12 protein-coding genes are annotated in these 19,445 nt (G+C 47.2%); 1 reads left to right on the forward strand and 11 read right to left on the reverse strand.

The features are described from left to right. Window positions 1-2 precede the first annotated feature (2 nt). From ligA to MHH56_RS30510, 9 genes are all read right to left on the reverse strand, one after another. Entirely contained in the window at window positions 3-2,000 is a 1,998-nt protein-coding gene (gene ligA, locus MHH56_RS30470; RefSeq protein ID WP_339209775.1) for an NAD-dependent DNA ligase LigA, read from the reverse strand. Window positions 2,001-2,063: 63 nt separating this feature from the next. Beyond that, window positions 2,064-4,463: a DNA helicase PcrA gene (pcrA, locus tag MHH56_RS30475; protein ID WP_339205307.1), complete on the reverse strand. Its 2,400-nt coding sequence runs from the start codon at window positions 4,461-4,463 to the stop codon at window positions 2,064-2,066. 234 nt (window positions 4,464-4,697) lie between these two features. Further along, window positions 4,698-5,393 carry a heptaprenylglyceryl phosphate synthase gene (locus tag MHH56_RS30480; protein ID WP_339205308.1) on the reverse strand — a complete coding sequence of 232 codons (696 nt, stop codon included), beginning with the start codon at window positions 5,391-5,393 and terminating at the stop codon, window positions 4,698-4,700. An 89-nt stretch (window positions 5,394-5,482) separates the two neighbouring features. Then, window positions 5,483-6,955, reverse strand: a complete 1,473-nt coding sequence (locus MHH56_RS30485; RefSeq protein ID WP_339205310.1) for a hypothetical protein — start codon at window positions 6,953-6,955, stop codon at window positions 5,483-5,485. Beyond that, complete coding sequence (locus tag MHH56_RS30490; RefSeq protein ID WP_339205311.1) at window positions 6,952-7,293, reverse strand: hypothetical protein; 342 nt, start codon at window positions 7,291-7,293, stop codon at window positions 6,952-6,954. Before MHH56_RS30490 ends, MHH56_RS30485 begins: the two co-directional genes overlap by 4 nt. After that, window positions 7,277-7,852, reverse strand: a complete 576-nt coding sequence (locus MHH56_RS30495) for a sigma-70 family RNA polymerase sigma factor (RefSeq protein WP_339205312.1) — start codon at window positions 7,850-7,852, stop codon at window positions 7,277-7,279. Before MHH56_RS30495 ends, MHH56_RS30490 begins: the two co-directional genes overlap by 17 nt. A 141-nt stretch (window positions 7,853-7,993) precedes the next feature. Continuing rightward, complete coding sequence (locus MHH56_RS30500) at window positions 7,994-10,525, reverse strand: DUF3656 domain-containing protein (protein ID WP_339205313.1); 2,532 nt, start codon at window positions 10,523-10,525, stop codon at window positions 7,994-7,996. A gap of 164 nt (window positions 10,526-10,689) precedes the next feature. After that, window positions 10,690-12,591: a stalk domain-containing protein gene (locus tag MHH56_RS30505; protein WP_339205314.1), complete on the reverse strand. Its 1,902-nt coding sequence runs from the start codon at window positions 12,589-12,591 to the stop codon at window positions 10,690-10,692. Between the two features lie 80 nt (window positions 12,592-12,671). Next, complete coding sequence (locus tag MHH56_RS30510) at window positions 12,672-13,787, reverse strand: trypsin-like peptidase domain-containing protein (protein WP_339205316.1); 1,116 nt, start codon at window positions 13,785-13,787, stop codon at window positions 12,672-12,674. 309 nt (window positions 13,788-14,096) lie between these two features. On the opposite strand from MHH56_RS30510, the gene MHH56_RS30515 reads away from it, so the two are divergent. Beyond that, window positions 14,097-15,065, forward strand: a complete 969-nt coding sequence (locus MHH56_RS30515; RefSeq protein ID WP_076266150.1) for a sugar phosphate isomerase/epimerase — start codon at window positions 14,097-14,099, stop codon at window positions 15,063-15,065. A gap of 64 nt (window positions 15,066-15,129) precedes the next feature. Here the strand turns inward: MHH56_RS30515 and MHH56_RS30520 are convergent, their stop codons facing one another. Together MHH56_RS30520 and MHH56_RS30525 are read right to left on the reverse strand one after the other, a co-directional pair. Continuing rightward, window positions 15,130-15,345: a hypothetical protein gene (locus MHH56_RS30520; RefSeq protein WP_076266151.1), complete on the reverse strand. Its 216-nt coding sequence runs from the start codon at window positions 15,343-15,345 to the stop codon at window positions 15,130-15,132. 296 nt (window positions 15,346-15,641) lie between these two features. Next, window positions 15,642-19,427 (reverse strand): S-layer homology domain-containing protein, encoded by a 3,786-nt coding sequence (locus MHH56_RS30525; RefSeq protein ID WP_339205317.1) that lies wholly within the window; start codon window positions 19,425-19,427, stop codon window positions 15,642-15,644. Window positions 19,428-19,445: the final 18 nt, after the last annotated feature.

Here is a 19,445-nt window from a genome sequence, read left to right on the forward strand (position 1 = left end):
TACTATACGGTTTCACCCAAAAGTCGCAATAACTCAGTTTCTTCTTCTATAACCGTAATACCAAGCTCACGAGCTTTCGTCAGCTTGCTTCCTGCGCTTTCGCCAGCTACAACAAAATCTGTTTTCTTAGATACACTGCCTGAGATTTTGGCTCCGCAAGCTTCGAGCAGCTTCGCAGCTTCATCCCTAGACATCGTCGGCAGTGTACCTGTAAGTACGACTGTCTTCCCGCTGAATACACTATCATTTCTCGCAACCAGCTGCTGTTCCGCTTCAGCTTTCACACCAAGCTCGCGCATTCTGGCAATACTCGCAATGATAATGGGATCTTGAAAAAATCCAACGATGCTCTCAGCAACAATACCGCCAACATCCGGAAGCGTAATAAGTTCTGCAGCTTCCGCCTGCATAATAGCATCTAAATTTCCATAATGATCAGCCAGCATTTTCGTTGTTGCTTTGCCCGTGTTCGGAATGCCAAGAGCAAATAAGAATGACGCAAGCTCTCTATCCTTGGACTTTTCAAATGCGGCAAGCAGCTTGAGCGCCTTCTTCTCACCGAATCGTTCGAGTCCAATCAAATCATCGTAAGCAAGTGCGTACAAATCAGCAGGATCACGTACTCCGCAATCTTTGTATAGCTGTTCTGCTGTCATGACGCTGAACGTATCGATATCCATAGCATCCCGAGACGCGAAATGAGTGATCCGGCCGATAATTTGCGGTTGACAGCCCAGCTTATTATTGCAGAATAGGTGAGCTCCCCGCTGCTCGAGCTCCGTTCCGCATGATGGACATACCGTTGGAAACACAATTTCTTCACCAGGCACATCATCGGCCTTGCCCAATATTTCTGGAATAACATCATTTGAGCGGCGAATCGTAACGAGTGTCCCTAGTGCGAACTTGAGGTTTTTGCGTTCAATATCGCCAATATTATTGAGCGTACAGTTTTGTACAGTAACACCAGCGAGCTCAACAGCCTCGACGCGCGCGACTGGGGTTATTTTGCCGGTACGGCCAACCTCCCATGAGACGGCTTCGAGTACTGTTGCTGCTTCCTCCGCTTCGAACTTAAAGGCAACCGCCCAGCGAGGGAATTTATCCGTATAACCGAGTGCTTCCCGCGTCCGCATATCTACAACCTTGATTACAGCACCATCAATGAGGAAATCCAGCTGCTCCCGTTTTTCTGTTACACGCAGCAGTTCTTCTTGAACCTCTTCGATCGTATTTTGATACGTTACATATGGATTCACCTTAAAGCGGTTGTCGTTAAGAAACTTCTGCATTTCATGATGATCTGCAAAAGAAACTCCGTCAGCGTAGCCTACATTATAGAAAAATGCGTTCAGCTTCCGCTCGGCTGTAACCCGCGGATTAAGATTGCGCAGTGCGCCTGCTGCGGCATTCCGTGCATTTTTGAGCGGTTCAGCTGCCGTTTCATTATATTTTGCCAGCACGGAAAGCTGCATAATGCCTTCTCCCTGCACTTCAACAATACCATCAGCCCATGGAATTGTGAGTGGAACAGAACGTATCGTTCGAACCTGCTGCAATATCCCTTCGCCAATCGCACCGTTACCGCGCGTAGCTGCTTGAACCAGCTGTCCATCCTCGTAGGTCAGATTCAGGGTTAAGCCGTCGAACTTCAGCTCAACGACATAAGTAGGCTGCGGCAAAGGCTCTTCTTCCGGATGTTTTGCATTATAATCAGCGACTGCTTTAAGCAATCTTGTATTCCACGAAAGCAGGTCTTCCGTATTTTGAGCTTTGTCCAAACTCCATAAACGAGCACGGTGTTTGTACGGCTCAAAACCTTTGAGCAAATCGCCGCCTACTCGCTGTGTCGGCGACTCAGGCAAAAGCACGCCCGTCTCCTTCTCCAAAGCGACAAGCTCATCATAGAGCTTGTCATAATCCGTATCATTTATTGTAGGCTGATCAAGCGTGTAGTAGCGATAATTATGCTCTGCAATGATCGCAACAAGCTGCTGCATTCTCTCTAATTGAGCGTTCACGGAAGGCTCCTCCTTCTAATCGTCAAAAATGGCTGATCAACCTTATACTTTTGTTATCGGGGCAAAGCCGGCAAGCAATCGCTTGATGCCAACCGGAGCTGGGAATGCGATGTTAAGCTCCATATCCTTGCCCGTCCCTTTGACGGAGACGATAACGCCAATTCCCCATTTGCCATGCGACACGCGATCGCCTGACGCAAATGTTCCAGGCGAGGCATCGCCCGCCGCGCTGCTGCCCTGAGCCGCCCGAGCGGCTTCCTGCAGCGGCGTGCTGACACGCACGCCGCCTCCTCTGCCGCCCATCGCGGCCGGGCCCGTTCCCCCCATACCTGGGGAACGGCTGCCTGCACCGGGCGCACCGCCAGCTGGCGCGCGACCGGCAAACCCGCGGCTCGAGCCTTGCGCAGCCGCACCAGTACCGCCCGTGACGCTAACGCCGCTGCGAGTGCCCACGCTTCCACGTGAATAACCGCCGCTGCCGCTAGAAGCGCCTTCTCTTACGCTCTCTGGTATTTCCTGCAGGAAACGCGAAGGCATGTTGCTGCTCGTACGGCCAAACAAAGTCCGCATCCGCGCACATGTCAGATAAAGCCGTTTCTCCGCGCGGGTAATCCCTACATATGCAAGGCGCCGCTCCTCTTCAAGCTCTTCATTATCAGCAAGAGCACGGCTATGCGGAAAAACGCTCTCCTCCATGCCGATAATGAAAACGACAGGGAACTCAAGTCCCTTAGCACTATGCATTGTCATCAGTGTAATCGCATCTTTGTTCTTCTCTGCTTCTTCTTCATCCTTGTTCAAGGAATCGATGTCGGCTATGAGTGCCAAATCAGTTAGGAACGCCACGAGCGTCCGATCCTCATTGCGCTTCTCAAAATCCATCGTCACCGACAGAAACTCATCGATATTCTCAAGACGCGCCTTCGACTCCAGCGTGTTCTCTTGGTGCAGCTCCATCCGGTACTGCGACAGCTCCAGCACCTTCTCTGTAAGCTCAGTTACCGATAGATATTCAACCATCCGTGTAAGATTGTCTATAATCTCATAAAACTCGCGCAATAGCGTCCGTGTCCGAGCATTTACCTCAACCTCGCCGAGGTTGTTCAATACACGATAAATGGAAGTGCCTCTTCTCGCAGCTTCATCCGCAAGCTTTCCAACCGTTGTATCCCCGATCCCCCGCTTCGGCACATTAATGATACGCACCAAGCTTATATCGTCATCCGGGTTGGAAACGAGCTTCAAATATCCGAGCAAATCCTTAATCTCTTTGCGATCATAGAACTTAATGCCGCCAACGATTTGATAAGGAATATCCGATTTAATCAAAATTTCCTCTATAACCCGCGACTGAGCATTGGTACGGTATAATATCGCATGATTGGCAAATTTATAGCCGTTATTCACATTTTTGCGAATTTCCCCAGTTACAAAATATCCTTCATCATGTTCAGTATCTGCTTGATAGAGTGCAATGAGATCGCCCGCGCCTTGATCCGTCCACAGCTTCTTCGGCTTGCGCCCTGTATTTAGCTTAATAACCGCGTTTGCTGCATCGAGAATATTTGCTGTTGAACGATAGTTTTGCTCCAGCATGATCGTCCGCGCCTCTGGATAATCGCCCTCAAAATTCAAGATGTTCGTAATGTCAGCTCCACGCCAGCGGTAGATGGACTGATCGCTGTCACCTACTACGCATATATTATGATGTTTATCCGCAAGCATGCGGGTCAGCATATATTGTGCTCTGTTCGTATCCTGATACTCATCCACATGAATGTATCTGAACTTGTTCTGATAAAATTCAAGCACCTCTGGAACATCTTTAAACAGCTGAATCGTCATCATAATAAGATCATCAAAATCAAGTGAGTTATTGCTTCTCAGCTTTTTCTGGTATTTCGTAAACACTTGGGCAACGATGCCCTCAAAATAGTCGCCGACCTTTTGCTCGAATTGCTCCGGCGTAATCAGCTCATTTTTCGCTCCGCTTATTGCAGCTTGAACCGCCTTCGGCTCAACCTTCTTCGTATCGATGTTCATGTCCTTCATACAGCCGCGGATAACCGACAACTGGTCCGAAGAGTCCAAAATAGAGAAGCTGGATGTAAAACCGATCCGATCGATATCTCTTCTGAGGATACGCACGCACATCGAGTGGAAGGTAGATACCCAAATGTCCCGCCCTGATGGTCCAACAAGCGCACTGACCCGGTCCTGCATCTCCCGTGATGCTTTATTCGTAAAGGTGATGGCCAAAATACTCCATGGCGCCACACGCTTCTTTTCTATTAAGTAAGCAATTCGATGTGTCAGAACGCGAGTCTTGCCGCTGCCCGCTCCCGCCATAATCAAAAGCGGCCCGTCAGTCGCTTGAACAGCATCACGCTGCGGCGGGTTCAGCTTCTGTACCGCCTGCTCGATACTCATATAATTCAACATGCTCAGACTCCTTTGTTCGCATATGTTCGCCTCTCACCAGTGTAGACAACGGCTACCGCTGTGTCAATTTGAGAATATAGGAATTAGCTTGAATTATGACAGAAAGTATGTCAACGCTATAAACAAATAAAAGCATCTGCCGTTCTGTCCCATTGTCAATTAAGTGCAACAGGATCAGATACAGCGAATGCTTTTTTTCATTGAGACCATGACTATAGGCAAAACAGGAACAAATCAAACATTCTTAACAGCTGACACTGTCGATAACGCAGCTTCAAGATCGCTGTAAATAATGTTTCCTACAACGACGGTATGAGCAGCTTCAGCCGCTTGACGAGCTTTGTCTGCATTGTCAATTCCGCCGCCATAAAATACCCGTGCTTGCGTGGCTGTCATTCTTGCCCGCTTCACCAGCTGCATATCGCCGAATCGTCCGCTATATTCCAAATAAACAACCGGCAGGCGCATCAGCCGATCAGCCATTCGCACATGTGCGGTGAGCTCTGCTTCTGTCAGCTCCGTTTGCGCACCCGTAACTTTTGCAGCAGTAGCCTCTTCATTCAAAATTATATAGCCTTGCGCCGCCGTTTCCTCCCAAGGAACGAAGGAGCCATACTCTATTAGCCCTTCGGTTTGCCGTCCGGTAATCCACTCTGCTCTGCTCGTATTAAGGACAAGCGGTACAAAATAGCCGTCGAAGCCGGGAACCGCTCCCTCTAAAGTAGAAACCTCTAATGCACAGTCCACCGCATACCTGCGAATTCGTGCCATAAGATCCACTGTATTCTCAAAAGTAACGCCGCTGGAGCCTCCGACAATAATTGCGTCTGTACCCGAGGTACAAATCGCGTCAAGCTGCTCATCGGAAATTTCTCGATCAGGGTCGAGCTTAAACACATGCCTCCAGCTTGAAAACCAAACCTCATTCATGAATGATCACGCCTCGCTTTGTCATAAATCAATTGTCGCATAATTACTTTCCTTCTATGCTATGTCAGCGAGAAATCCGTGTCAAACAGTTACTTTCCTTCAAGCTCCTCTTTCATATGCTTCATCAGGTTCTTGTCGCTAGCATTGGGGACTCTTACCCGCTCTAAATAAGTCAAGGCTTCCGCAGGATCGCCGTCTGCCTTCGTAATGCCGTAATAAATCAGTCTAGCTAGCGGACGCAATGCGTCATCGTTATCCCCTTCTAACTTGTAAGACGCGATGGCTTCCTCATATTCCCCTTTAATGACCAGCCTGTCTCCAGCAAGCATCCCTTCCTCTGGCATCGTGAAAAACGGGGGTTTCTGGATTAGAGCCGTGTAATAGCCGCTAGAGCTCGATATTTTGCGCCCGCCCGCATCATAAGCATCAACTGACCATATGAAATCTCCCCCGGGATAAACCGCGCCAAGCACTCCGATATTAGACAAAGCAACATTTCCTCCCGAGTCCATGCTTTTGCCAAATCCCAGCGTATTTCCTCTCAATTCCTTCAAGCTGTACTCCGCTGTTGTTCCTTTAAAGCGCTCATCTGAAAGCTGTACCGTATTAGCGCCAACAGTATTCCCATCTTTAATGCGGAAAATGGACGTTATCGAAAGCGTATAGTAATCCGCACCCGGATAGGCATTCCATTCGAATTGCAATTTATCCCCGGTTAGCTGTTCTTTATTAACTGGTGATATAACACTTACTTGCGGTACAAATTGAAAATCGTATGTTTCTGTTTTGCCTTCTAGAGCGCTCACATACTCTCGGTCAGACTGCGTTAAGTAATATCCATTTACCTCAGCAGGGGTGACACCGACTCCAACCTCATACTCATTAGCATCGACGTCATAAAAACGATAAACACCATGCTCATCTGTAATGGCTACCGGGTAATGAAGATAAGGCGGCGTGCTCCATCCGCTTGCATCCTTGCGGTGCAATATAACAAACACATTCGCAGCCGGTTTTTCACCAACCTTAACTTTCCCTGTTATAGTAGCCTGCTTATCAGGTATCTCCGTTCTTGTACTTAAAATCGCTAGATAGGTTCGCAGCTCCTCATCCGCATGGAATGTACCGGTATTCACATTTGCGTCAAGCTCTGCAAAAAGCCGTTCTGCTTTATCCCACTCCTTGTTCCACATATAAAGCTTGCCCAAATTAAATTTAACCCCATAAATATATGACGACGTTGAATATTGCTCCACCAAATGTTCGAGTCGGTTTATCTCGCGCATACGTTCCTCTGCCGTTCGTTCTCCTCCGCTGGAGGAGCTGCTGCTCGGGAAAATAAATATACGATCGTCGCCGCTCGAATCCGTAACCAGCTCAGACGCCTCAGACGCTAATAAAAGTGCAGATTCCGCGCTCTCGGTTCTAGGAAACCACTTCCACAAAACTTCGTATTTCTCCGTATGAAAAAGGAAAAAGGGAATTAGAAAATAGCAACTTCCCGCTACAATCATAAGAAAAGCGAGCAGCATAGCCATCGTTTTCACTTTCATTCGTATCATTTTTCCTTCGGCCACCCTTCAAGCAGCTCTGATTCATAATAAACGCCGCCTGCAATCATAATTAACCGATCGCTGCTTTCAGGCTGGGGCTTGGCATCCATCGTTTGCGGAGAATATACAGATGACGTTAAACGCTGCCAGCCGATTACGGGTACAGCGATACACATGCATAGGACTAAAACGACAGCAATCCCAGGTATACGCAGCTCCCGATTCCAAAATGAAGGAGGGCATGCTCGGTCTAAAACAGTCTTTTGAAGCTGTTCAGTGAACTGAACGCCCGCCAGCTCTATATCCAAATTTTCACGAATGCTTTTTGTATCATGCTCTTGTTTCATCCTGCCAGTCTCCTTCCTCTAATTGCTGCCTGAGCTGTCGCCGTCCTCGCAGCAGCTTACTCTTAATGGTACTTTCCGGCTCACCGAGCACCTGCGCGATTTCTTTAATGGTCAGCTCTTGATAATAATAAAGAACGATGACCTCACGATATTTGAATGGCATAACTTCAATGGATTCACGAAGCGATGAGGCCAGCAGCCATTGTTCAACTCCCGTATCACTCGGCGCTTTAAACATCATGTTATGTACGCTCATTTCTTCTCCTGTTTCCGCTCGAAACAGCAGCCTTTTCCATGAAGCGAGCCGCATCTTGCTGCGGCAGCGATTAATTGTCATTTGCAGCAGCCAGCCGCGCAGGCTTCCATCGCCGCGGTATTGTTTTATTTTTTGAAAAGCAGTTATAAATACCTCCTGGCTCACATCCTCTGCCAAGTGATGATCCTTCAGCAGCAAGGCGGCTGTCCGCAAAATATCGTTGCCGTACTGCTCCATCAGCCACTTCAGGGCGGAGCCGTCACCGCCTTTCAGTCGTTCAATCGCTTGTTGCTCCGCACTCATCCATTCACCTGCTCTCTCTATAAGTAAAGATGCGGTTTGAAACGCAAAAGGTTGCAAATCCGTCTTTTTAAAATTTCACAGCAAAAAAATACCGCCCTCCCATTCGCAGAGAAGACGGTATCGCTTGTAATTTCGTTAGATTTATTTGACCAGTTGACCACGCGTAACGCCAAGCTGGTTAATGGCTTTCAGGCTGCGCCATACTTGCGTGCCGCTAATGCGGCCATCAAGCGCATCACGGTAAAGAGACAACACTTCAAGCACTTTCTCCGGCGTTTCTTCTAGAAACTCGACACGGAAATTGGATACGCCCATTCCTACAAAATTGCGAATGTACTCAGCACCCGATTGCTCGATTGCATTGTACACGGTGTTGCGGCAGCCTTCGTCTACGCGAACAGGATGCGCCATGCCAATACGATCCTGCAGGGAAGCACGCTTCTCCTCACAAGGACGTCCGCAGTTTGTGAAGTCAGTTCCTTCACTCATAAAGGTGCAATATACGCAATGCTCCGTGTGGAACATCGGCAAATGCTGATGGATAACCATTTCCAGCATCGAAGTATCTGAGCTTTCCAGCAAATCAACCATCTGCTGAATGTTCAAATCATACGACGGTGTTATCAGATCAAGACCAACCTCGGTAAACAGCTTCACTGCCTTATGATTGGCTACGTTCAGTGAGAAATCGCCAATCAGCTTCGGAAATGGCTTGTCCGGATTAGCTGCACGAGCGCGCAAGTAGTAATAAAGCGCTCCAGTGTTCCGAACAAGTACGGCATCGGGCTGCAGCTTCAATATATTCGCATGGTAGCCATTTTCACCAGGCATGTGAATGCGCGGCGTAGCCAGAGCAATCGGTTTGCCTGCTTCACGGGCAGCGGCTACCGCTGCTGGAAATTGTTTAATAAATTCAAAATCGGCGTATACATAAGCGACGTCGGTTTTGACTGCTGCCTGCACCTGCTCCAAGGTGCGGCATAGTGCGATCAAGTTTGCATCTTTTCCGCTCTGAGGAGCCAAAATATCTTTTTTCGCCACATCAGCCAAAACAGCATCCTCGCTTGCGTAAATTGCATTCTTCACATAGACAGGCGGCTTCGGACGCTCGCCTGCAAGCAGCTCTACCGCTTCACGGCGCAGTCTGTTCAGCTCACGAATCGGTACGATCAAATCACCTTGCAGCTCTACCTCCAGCTTCTCAAGCTGATAAACCGTGCCGCCCAGACGGCCCAGTTGATCCTCAAGCAGCGCTGCATCCATCGGACGCTTCTGTGCCTGCTCCAAATCGATCTCTGACGCGACTTCAACCGTCGTCCCCTTCTGTACATCTGTCCACCAGGTACGCATCGGCTGACCAAGCGCGCCCGTCACTCGAACATGAAGCGGGAATACGCGATATGGCTTTTCTGTTTCAAAAGAAGCTCTGAGGCGTCTGTCCAGCGCCGGATCATTCGTTTTCCACACACGGTCGCCTACATGAACCTTGCGCAAATCAACATCATTGCGTCCAGCTACCAGCTCGATCAATATGCCTTCCTGCGCTTCGCCCTCGATTTTCACGCCTTGACGGCGAATATCGTAAACGCGGCCGCCCTCTTCCTTTTTCGTCGGGTCGCCTGCGTCAAACACAATGCCATCTCCGCGCTTAAGCGGCGCTTCGATCTTCAGCGTAACCGCATCGCGCATAATGCGCTCTACTCGGCCGAGGTAGACACCGCGGCTTTTCGGGAACGTACCCTCAACAAGCATCTTGTTGTTTGTTCCCGACAGGAAACCATGCGTGAAGCCGCGCGAGAAGCTTTGCTGCAGCTCACGCACATCCTCCACAGACGGCTTCGACAAGTCGCCGTCAAAATATTTATCGATCGCGCGTCGATATTTGCTCACGACATTCGCAACATACTCTGGGCTCTTAAGCCGCCCTTCGATTTTAAATGACGTTACGCCCGCTTGGATGAGCTCCGGCACAATATCAATCGCCGCCAAATCCTTCGGCGACAGCAAATACGCAATGTCTCCCATCGGCTGTACCTCGCCATCGACCATCAAATCATACGGCAGCCGGCAAGCCTGCGCGCATTCACCGCGATTGGCCGAGCGTCCTCCCCACATCTCGGACGTGAGACACTGACCCGAATACGATACACATAGCGCACCATGCACGAATACCTCCATTGGCAGCTTCGCTTGCTCGCCAATGGTACGAATTTGCTTCAAATTATTTTCGCGGCCTAGCACGACCCGCTCAAGACCAAACGGCTTCGTAAACTCGACAGCCTCTGGCGATGTGATCGTCATCTGAGTAGAGCCGTGAATTGGAAAGTCTGGCGACAGCTCGCGAATCAGCTTCACTAGTCCCAAATCCTGTACGATTACCGCGTCCACGCCTGCATCGATACACATTTCGATTAACTTCTGCGCGTCTCTCAGCTCATCCTCAAATACGAGAATATTAAATGTGAGGAAACCTTTTACCCCGTACGTATGCAAAAATGCCATAATTTCCGGCAGTTCCTCACTGCGGAAATTGTTTGCGCGTGCGCGGGCATTAAATTTCTCCACGCCAAAAAATATCGCATCCGCGCCATTTGCTACGGCCGCTCTCATGCAATCCCAATCGCCAGCCGGAGCCAGCAGCTCTATGTCCGATCTCATTATTGTATCTGTCATTTTAACTATCAATCCCTCTCATTCTTGAAACCTGCTTCCACTATCTTAACAAACCACGGACATCTATACCACTACACAATACTGGCATCGCGCAAGCTTTCACGGTTGACGCCTCATTTAAATGAAAAAAAGACCGATTCCCCAATAAGGGAACCGGCCTTCTACTAATTAAAACGAATCGATTGCACTGCGTCGTTGATGATTTTGAGGTTGCTGTCTGAAGCACGCACATCGTAATAGTTTAAGCTAAATACTATCGTTCCTTGTGCAGAGTCAAAAATATAAAACTCTTCTGTATACGGAATATCATCTTGTGGCTTGGATGTATGGATAACGACATGCTGTGCCGTTTTTCCATTAATCGTAACCGTATTGGATTGCTTCGTCGTACTTCCCTGCGCGCTGCCTTCAGTTGAGTTCACATATTGCAAAAGCGAATTTACAACGGTAGCCGCTGGTGTATCCGACTCAAAAATATTTAAGCTGCCTGCACTGAACGTATACAAAACATCATCTTCGTTAAAGTTTTTCTGAATACCATACCAGTAGGTTGGGAGTTCAATAGAATAACCATAAGTAGAGCTGCGTTTTGTTGTTTTTGTGCTGCGATCAGCCAAATCATAACTTTCCTCTACATTGCCAAATGTTTTCTCAATTAAAGCAGTATCAATATCGACCGAAGCCAAAACTTGGTTGTACGTAAGCTTGCTCTTCGCGCTATTAGCGGTAGGATACATATAAACTAATGAATAACGGTAATTTCCTGAAAATAAAGCAATCTCATTATAGGTAAACCATGCGTCCTCACCTAACGAAAGCTCATAGCTTAGCGTTACCGCCTTGCCATCAATCAAAGTTACTGGTGTTGTAACGAAGTTGCGAACGCTGGAATTAATAAAATCCTCACGAATTCTCGCTTCCCTCTTTTGTGCCCAATTGTCCATCGTAACGCCTGCTGTTAATGAAGTGAGAGAAAAGAAGAAAAGTTCCTTATCGTTTTGGAACGATGGTGTCGTGCTCTCATAATCTTTGTTCCAATCCGTTGGAAGCTTAACCGTTAGCCCATAATCCTCGTCTTTGAAGGTGATTACGCCATCTTTTACCTTCGTAACATCCTTAAGCGATTTATCTGCTGTATTAAAGGAAGGAGTAAAGCTATTTAAGAATGTATCATAGCTAGTCAAAACGGACTTATTCGCACCCTTAGCGCCTACAATAACAATGTAATACTTATCGCCTTTTTGAATACCGCGATACTCGTAGTTCATTTTTGTTTGTTTAGCGTAGCTTATCACCTTCTCGAAGGTTAAACCGCCTACTGTAATCGTGCGTTTGTCTACTGTAATCTCATCTTGATCATAATAGGAAATCATAAGCTCTCTCTGCTCTTCGACAGACAGCTTGTCATCGCCTACACGTTCCGTAATCACATTCACTTGCGCAGCAACCTTGGAATCATCGGCAGTATCTGCCCAAGTAATAAATTCGCCGTTATCGCTTTGATCCACTTGAATCAAGCCTGCTGGATAATTTAATGACCAGCCATGGTAGCTGTCACCAATTTTTGTTTTACCAAATTCGGAATCAATAGATGTGCCGCCAGTACCAGACGATTGTGCACGTACACCAATAATTATGGTTTCTTTAGTTGCATTGTCAGCTGTAATTTTTGCGCCAAAAGCTTCTACAATAACGCGCAGCGGCACCATTGTTGAGCCTTTAACTGCAACTGGAGCAACTGCTACTGCTTTGGCTGCACCGTTCACTTTTACTGTTTTGCTGCCAAAAGTTAAAACAATCTTGCGGTCATTGTAAGTAAGTGTGATCACATTGCCGTTTTCCAATTTAAGTCCTGCACCAAAAGCATTTGTAATGACTTTTAGCGGAACCATCGTTGTTCCGTTGCTTACAAAAGGAGCCTCTACCGTAGTAGCTTTCCCATTAATTTTGACCGTTTTGCTGCCCGCCTTCAAGCGTACTTCAACCTTATTGTCTGCCTCTGCTGCGAATGCAGCTACCGGCAGCATCGCTAAAACAAGCAAAACCGGCAAAAGCATGGTTAACATTCTTTTAAACATATTTAATCTCATAATCTATATCCCCTTATAATTAAATGATAACTTTGATCTTAATTTAACTCTGCCGCCTAACCTTCTACTAATGTCAGCTTGCGGGTAACAAGGTCACCGTCGATCTGCAGCATTACCTCCACTTGTTGACCCGGCAAATAACTTTTTAGCAGCTCATTAAGCTCCACCTTTGCGGATACTTGCTTGCCTGCAACTTTATAAAGCAAATCGCCAGGTTGGATACCTGCTTTTTTTGCGGCTGCCGATGTCACCGATTTGACTGTTAACGGGTCGGAGGTCGGGATTCCGATGAGCGCAGACCAGCTTTCCTCAAGTCCAAGGCCAAGCGAGGCGCGTTTCACATGTCCGTATTTGAAAAAATGACTCGTTACGTACTGCACGGTATCCGCAGGAATAGAGAATCCGAGATTATCGACTCCTACCTCTACAAATTTTAAAGAATTAATGCCGATGACCTCGCCTTTCATGTTAACAAGCGGCCCACCGCTGTTGCCTGGATTTATCGATGCATCCGTTTGGAGCAGGTTGTATGCCGAAGAAACACTCCGATTCATGCCGCTCAGGATACCGCTTGTTGCTGTATTGCGAAGGGAGAACGATACGGGTGTGCCGATGGCTACTACCGTCTCGCCTACTTGAACCTTAAGCGGTGACGGGGCAAGCTTCGCGATTGGGAGCTTCGATGCCTTAATCTTAACTAATGCAAGATCACTCGCCTCATCGTGATGCGTGCGTTCTGCATCGTATTTCTTGCCGTCTGCTGTAACGACAACCAGATTGGTCATATCCTCAACAACATGCGCATTCGTCACGATCCAGCCATCTGTACGAATAATAACGCCGGTTCCATGCGCCAATGCATACCTTGGATCGGCTGAGCCGATATCCTTCGGCTTACCGATAATCGCGACGACGGAAGGCGATACCTTCTTTACAACCGATGGGATATCGACTGGCGTATACGCATACGTGTTTGTCTTGGAATCAAACGTACCTGTTCCGCCTAGCGCGCTTGTTAATGAGCTTGCTTTGACATAAACCTCGCCATTAATTTTCGCAGCATTCAGCGTATGTGTAGCTGTGTTGCCTGCACCAGCACCCCATACCGTTCCTGCTGCAACAATCGCTCCTAATACAATGAAGCTGCAGACACGTAGCAAGCTGCTTTTCATGAAGCCACTCTCCTAGTTTTTTTTCATGCATACCAATCTCTTAATGAAGAAACTATGATGCATGAAATAGTAGTAATCCGTTGTAATATAGCATAATTTCCCATATACAACAATGAAAATCGATAGAATTGTTCTCCCAAAAAAATACTAAATATTAATCTCGTTTCCTCGTACTGCGCTTGTTTTGTTTAGTTATTATGCGATTTTGTCAAATATGATTTCGGTTATGTGTTCTGAGAATAGAAGTGTTATACTAGACGGGACTACTAAATCAATCCATATCGATGGATTCGGGAGGTAAATGAACAAATGAAATTAGGAGTATTTAGCGTACTTTTTGCACAAAAGCCGTTCGAGGAAGCACTTGACTACATCGCATCCAAAGGACTTGATGCCATTGAAATCGGAACTGGCGGATACCCTGGAAACGCACACTGCGACCTTGATGGTTTGCTTGCGGATGAAGGAAAACTGAAAGCGTTTAAACATGCGGTAGAATCACGTGGTTTGATGATCAGCGCACTTAGCTGCCACGGCAACCCATTGCACCCTCAGAAAGCCATTTCGTCAGAGCATGATGAAGTTATTCGTAAAACGATTGAACTTGCTAACCGTCTTGAAGTTTCCGTTGTAAATACTTTCTCTGGCTGCCCTGGCGATCACGAGGATGCAAAATATCCGAACTGGCCGGTTGCTCCTTGGCCAAACGATTTCCAAGAAATTTTGAACTGGCAATGGGAAGCAAAAGTTATTCCATATTGGTCTGAGATCGGCAAGCTTGCTACAGCTAGCGGTGTGAAGATGGGCCTTGAGCTGCATGGCGGCTTCTCCGTTCACAGCCCGGCTACTATGCTTCGCCTTCGCGAAGCGGCTGGCAATGCAATCGGCGCCAACCTAGATCCAAGCCACATGTGGTGGCAAGGAATTGACCCTGTTCAAGCGGTACATATCCTTGGACGCGCTGGAGCTATCCATCACTTCCATGCTAAGGATACGACAATCGATCCGATTAACGTAAATCACCACGGCGTAACGGACATGCAATCGTATGCCCTTATGCTTGACCGTGCTTGGCAGTTCCGTACAGTTGGTTATGGCCATGACCTCAAAACATGGGCAGACATCCTTAGCGCGCTTCGTCTAGTCGGCTACGACTATGTTGTGAGCATCGAGCATGAAGACGGCTTAATGTCCGTTGATGAAGGCTTCACAAAAGCAGTTCAAAATCTTCAACAAATTCTTATCCGCGAGCCGCTTGGCGAGATGTGGTGGGTTTAATTTCTAGCAACAAAGAAAAAGGTCTGCCGGACAAGTCCGGCAGACCTTTTTTCTATGTATGCTGTTACGCCATCCAAACCTTTGTGATCATAATGAAATCAATCAACAAAAACAATGCGAGTGAAACGGTTGTAAAACCGATTGCAAAAATGTTTTTCTTCGGACGAGCGGTCAGTAGTCGAACCAGTCCGATTGCGATCAATACGGTAAAGGCCAACATAAACCAATCGAAAGTTCCAATTTTACTTGCTGTTTGAGCTGCTGCTTCTGCCAAAAACATGAAGGGACCTCCTTTTTTTCGCACGTAACCTATTTTACTATATGTTAGCTTTTTGTGGCTCAAGGCGCAAGTCCGAATCTTCATTCGTAACAAGTTTGTCACGATTTCCTAAAAAAAATGAATCTTTAGCTTAGAGCCGGCATTCACTAATAAGCCCTCATCTATAAATTGTCCATCTCTACCAAGATCTATAACAGCATTTTGACGGTGCTGAATGAACCTACGCTCTTGATGAAATAATAAAATAACTAAAAAAAGAATCGGGAAGTATTTCACTCTTCCCGATCCCTCACGAGCTACTTGCTATTCAGCAATGCTAAAATTAAAGTTACCGCTTCTGCCCTTGTTGCCTGATCCGCAGGAGCGAATATGCCGCCATCCCTACCTTGAAGAAGTCCCGCTTTGAATGCTGCTGCCACATAAGGTTTTGCCCAATTTGGGATTTGATCAGCATCTTTAAATGATAGCTCGGCATTGTTCTCTAGAGGCAGCTTCTTCGCACGGACGATCATAGCTGCCACCTCTGTGCGCGTAATCGCTTGAGCCGGACGATACGTATTGTCTTCGAACCCGCTTGCTATACCTGCGTTCACGACACTTGCAATATAAGGTCTTGCCCATGCAGGAATCATGTCGATATCTGCAAAATCAGCGTCGCCTTTTTCTTCTAGATGCAGAGCTCTTGCCAGCATTGCAGCAAACTCTCCGCGCGTTACACTTGCATTTGGACGGAAGGAATTGTCCGTATAGCCATTAATAAATTTAAGCTTAATCGCTTGCTGAATGGCGTCTGATGCCCAGTGTCCTTCAATGTCCGTTAGTACAATGTCCGTTGTCGGTTTCTCAGGATCTTTTCCACCTGGATTCACCGGATCAGGATTGGTTGTTCCGCCTCCAGGTGTTCCACCGGGTGATGATGTATCCACGTTCGTTTTCACGATAACACTTGGACCATCCTCACTCCACTTGCCGCCTGCGTTGCCCGCTTCAATCTTAAACGTGTAAGACGTATCCGCAGATAGTCCGCTGGCTTGGTAGCTATACACACTGCCTGCAACGCTCGCCAGTTTGACGCCATCCTTGTAAATGGCATATTCTGTGATGCTTGGCGCATCGACAGCCGGTGTCCAGTTTAAGGTTGCTCCCGTCTGCGTCACATTCGAAGCGGTCACTACTGCGTTTTCCCATGCTGGCGCCTCTGGCTCTGGTTGTTTTACGTGAAGAGTCAGTGCTTTTGTCGGCAATGAAACTAATTCGCCAGTCGAAGAATATTTAATATTGTCGAAAGCAAATGTACGTCCATTTGCAGTATCCCATAAGTAACCGAGTACGATTCTGTCGAAGCTTGCAATCGCTGTCGTTGTTTTCACCAATTGCCCATCGATATACATCTTTAAATCTGTACCTGATGTGTAATCCCACTTCAGTTCATGCCATCCGACGCTTCGTTTCACCGGAGTGGCTTCCCATGCGGTTGAAGATCCGCTTGCCCTTACTGAATAATACTCCAGCGACCCATAGGTGCCGCCGTCATACAATAAGCCCATGCCTGCAAGCAGGCTGCTTCTTGCATTTCCGACATGTGCGACAACCCGCGTCTTCGAGCTTTCGGAGCCGTCATCATAAAGCATCATCGATACGACGCCCTGCTGCTTGCCGCCAAACACCTTTTGAATGGCGTTACTGCCATTTCCAACAACAAATAGCGCACTTTGATCGCCATGATAAGCGACCTTATCCGAAATGCTGCCCGTCGTAATACTCGTACCGGTCTCTGGCAGGAAGTCATTCCAGCCGTTCTCGAAGCTTTCCGAGTAGACCAAGTCCTTGTATTCCTGCACCTTAGCAGAAACCTCAACCTCAGTGACACCTGTTAGATCGCCGCTCACCTCAAGCTTGCCTGTCAACGAGTCTACAACGACATTCTCATTATTCGTTGCATATTCTACTTGATGATAATCCGCATATTCAATCGCATTTTGATCCTCTGTCACGCCGTCAATTCTTAGCTGCAGCGTAGTCTTCTCCTCCGATAACTCCGTTCCGTCTGAAGCAACAAGGTAGGATACAACCTTTGAAGGCGCATGAACAATGACTCGAGCTTCAGCTTTCACATTCGGATTAATAGTGCTTTTAGCTGTAATGATCGTTTCGCCCTCAAGCAGCGGGGATACAAAACCTTGCGCATTAATGGCGGCCACTGCAGGATTGCTGCTCGACCATTTGATTCCTTTAAACCATGCGTTGTCTGGACCAACCGTAGCCGTCATCTTCTCGCCTCTATGCTTTGCATGAAGCTCCAGCACAGGCTTGTCAATGACAATCGTTTGCGGCATTACCTCTGGTGCCTGCTCGCTTGGCGCATCATTCGAATATTCATGCGCTCCAATATCCACTTTAGCAGCAGATGTGATCGCATTATTAAAGAAGTCTTTTGTTGCAGGAGCCCATACCGATGGCGTCAAAGCTGACATATCCTGCCCTGCATCGATTGCCGGTGAGCCTGGCAGCAATTTGTATCCGTTCAATTTCTCTACATCAAATGTGCTTTGGCTAGCATTAATGATATCTTTTGGCTCTTCACCCGCTCTTGCGAATTGCGGACTTGCAAACAAGTTTTGATCCAATGATAATCCAGTCAGCTTCAAATCCTTGTACTCGCTGCCCGGATAAAAAATATTATTTTTCACTTCGCCGCCAGCAAAGCGGTCTTGTCCAATCGATGTATTAGCATTGGAGTAAAAGATATTATTATACATTCTTAAGTATTTTCCAGGATCGCTGATCAGCTTCGTCTGCACCTGCGCATCCGTAAAGAAAGTATTGTTATGAATTAATGGAGCATCTCCAAGTGTAGTAGGAAGATAATGGAATATATATCGACCATCTCCATCATTTACACTAATATTATAGCGAACTAGAGAGTTTGTTGAGCCGCTCATAAATAATATGAATCCACCACGGTTGCTGTGGCTGTAGTTATATTGATAGAGAGTTCCTTCGCAAAACATATCTACGTCAAAGGCCTGCCCATCATTGTAGCCATAAATACCGCCATACACTTCATTGTATTGAATGACCATATCCTTAACGCCAATGACCCATAGGCCGGCATAATTGACGTTGCCTACATTTTTCGCCGAATGCCTGACGACCGTATTGTATTCCATTCTGCCGTTGCTGCCCACGTTGCTCATAACGAAGCCGTCACCCTGCACATCGGCAACATAGTTATTATTGAACACTACATTTCGCAGAACTCTCGGGAAATTGGCTTTCGTATCGCCTTCTCGGTAAAGACCCGCATTTCGAATGCCTTCGATATCGACCCGCTCCACCGTATTTCCTTCAACGAGCACGTCCTCAATATTGCCAAGAATCAGAATGCCGCCGCTGCCTACCTTCCAGCCCGTAGGGTTGCCATCGACATCGTGGATATAGTTGTTCTTAACTACGATTCCTTGGTGCGGGTTAGCTTCCCATTCCGTTACATTGGTTGAAGCTGTTCTAATGTTAATGCCTGCCCGCTGCGAGACAACGTCAGGGTTTTTATTCGTTAATTCAAAGTTGTGAAACTGCAGGTAGCTGCCGTCCACAACGTCGATCGTAGCGGATAATGTTTTATCCTTCACGCCAGTATAATTTTGAATAATAGCTGATTTCTCAGTCGTTGTTGTTCCATTGCCGTTAATGATTGGTCTTACAGAAGGATCATCACTGCCATATTTATCGAAGATGATCGGTGCTTCTTTGGTGCCTGATATTCCTCTTAGCTTCAATGAGCCATTCCATACATCGCCAGCCTTGAATAAAATGCGATCGCCAGGCTTCCAGCCTACGCTATTAACCTTCTCTAGCGATGCCCAAGCTTTATCTTCCGATTTGCCATCATTATCGTCATTGCCCTCATTGCTGACATAATATGTCGAGCCTGTTACCGACTGCTCTGCTATAGCAAGCGGCTGCGAGTCCTCCAGCGGTACGCCCGTTTCCTGTGCTGAAACAGCGGGAATCGCTATTGTCGTTAAGAGTGCGACTAATAGAACCATGGATACAAGCTTTTGCTGCATATAATGCTTCAAAAAAATCATCCTCCTATT

The sequence above is a fragment of the Paenibacillus sp. FSL K6-3182 genome (assembly GCF_037976325.1).
GTDB lineage: Bacteria > Bacillota > Bacilli > Paenibacillales > Paenibacillaceae > Pristimantibacillus.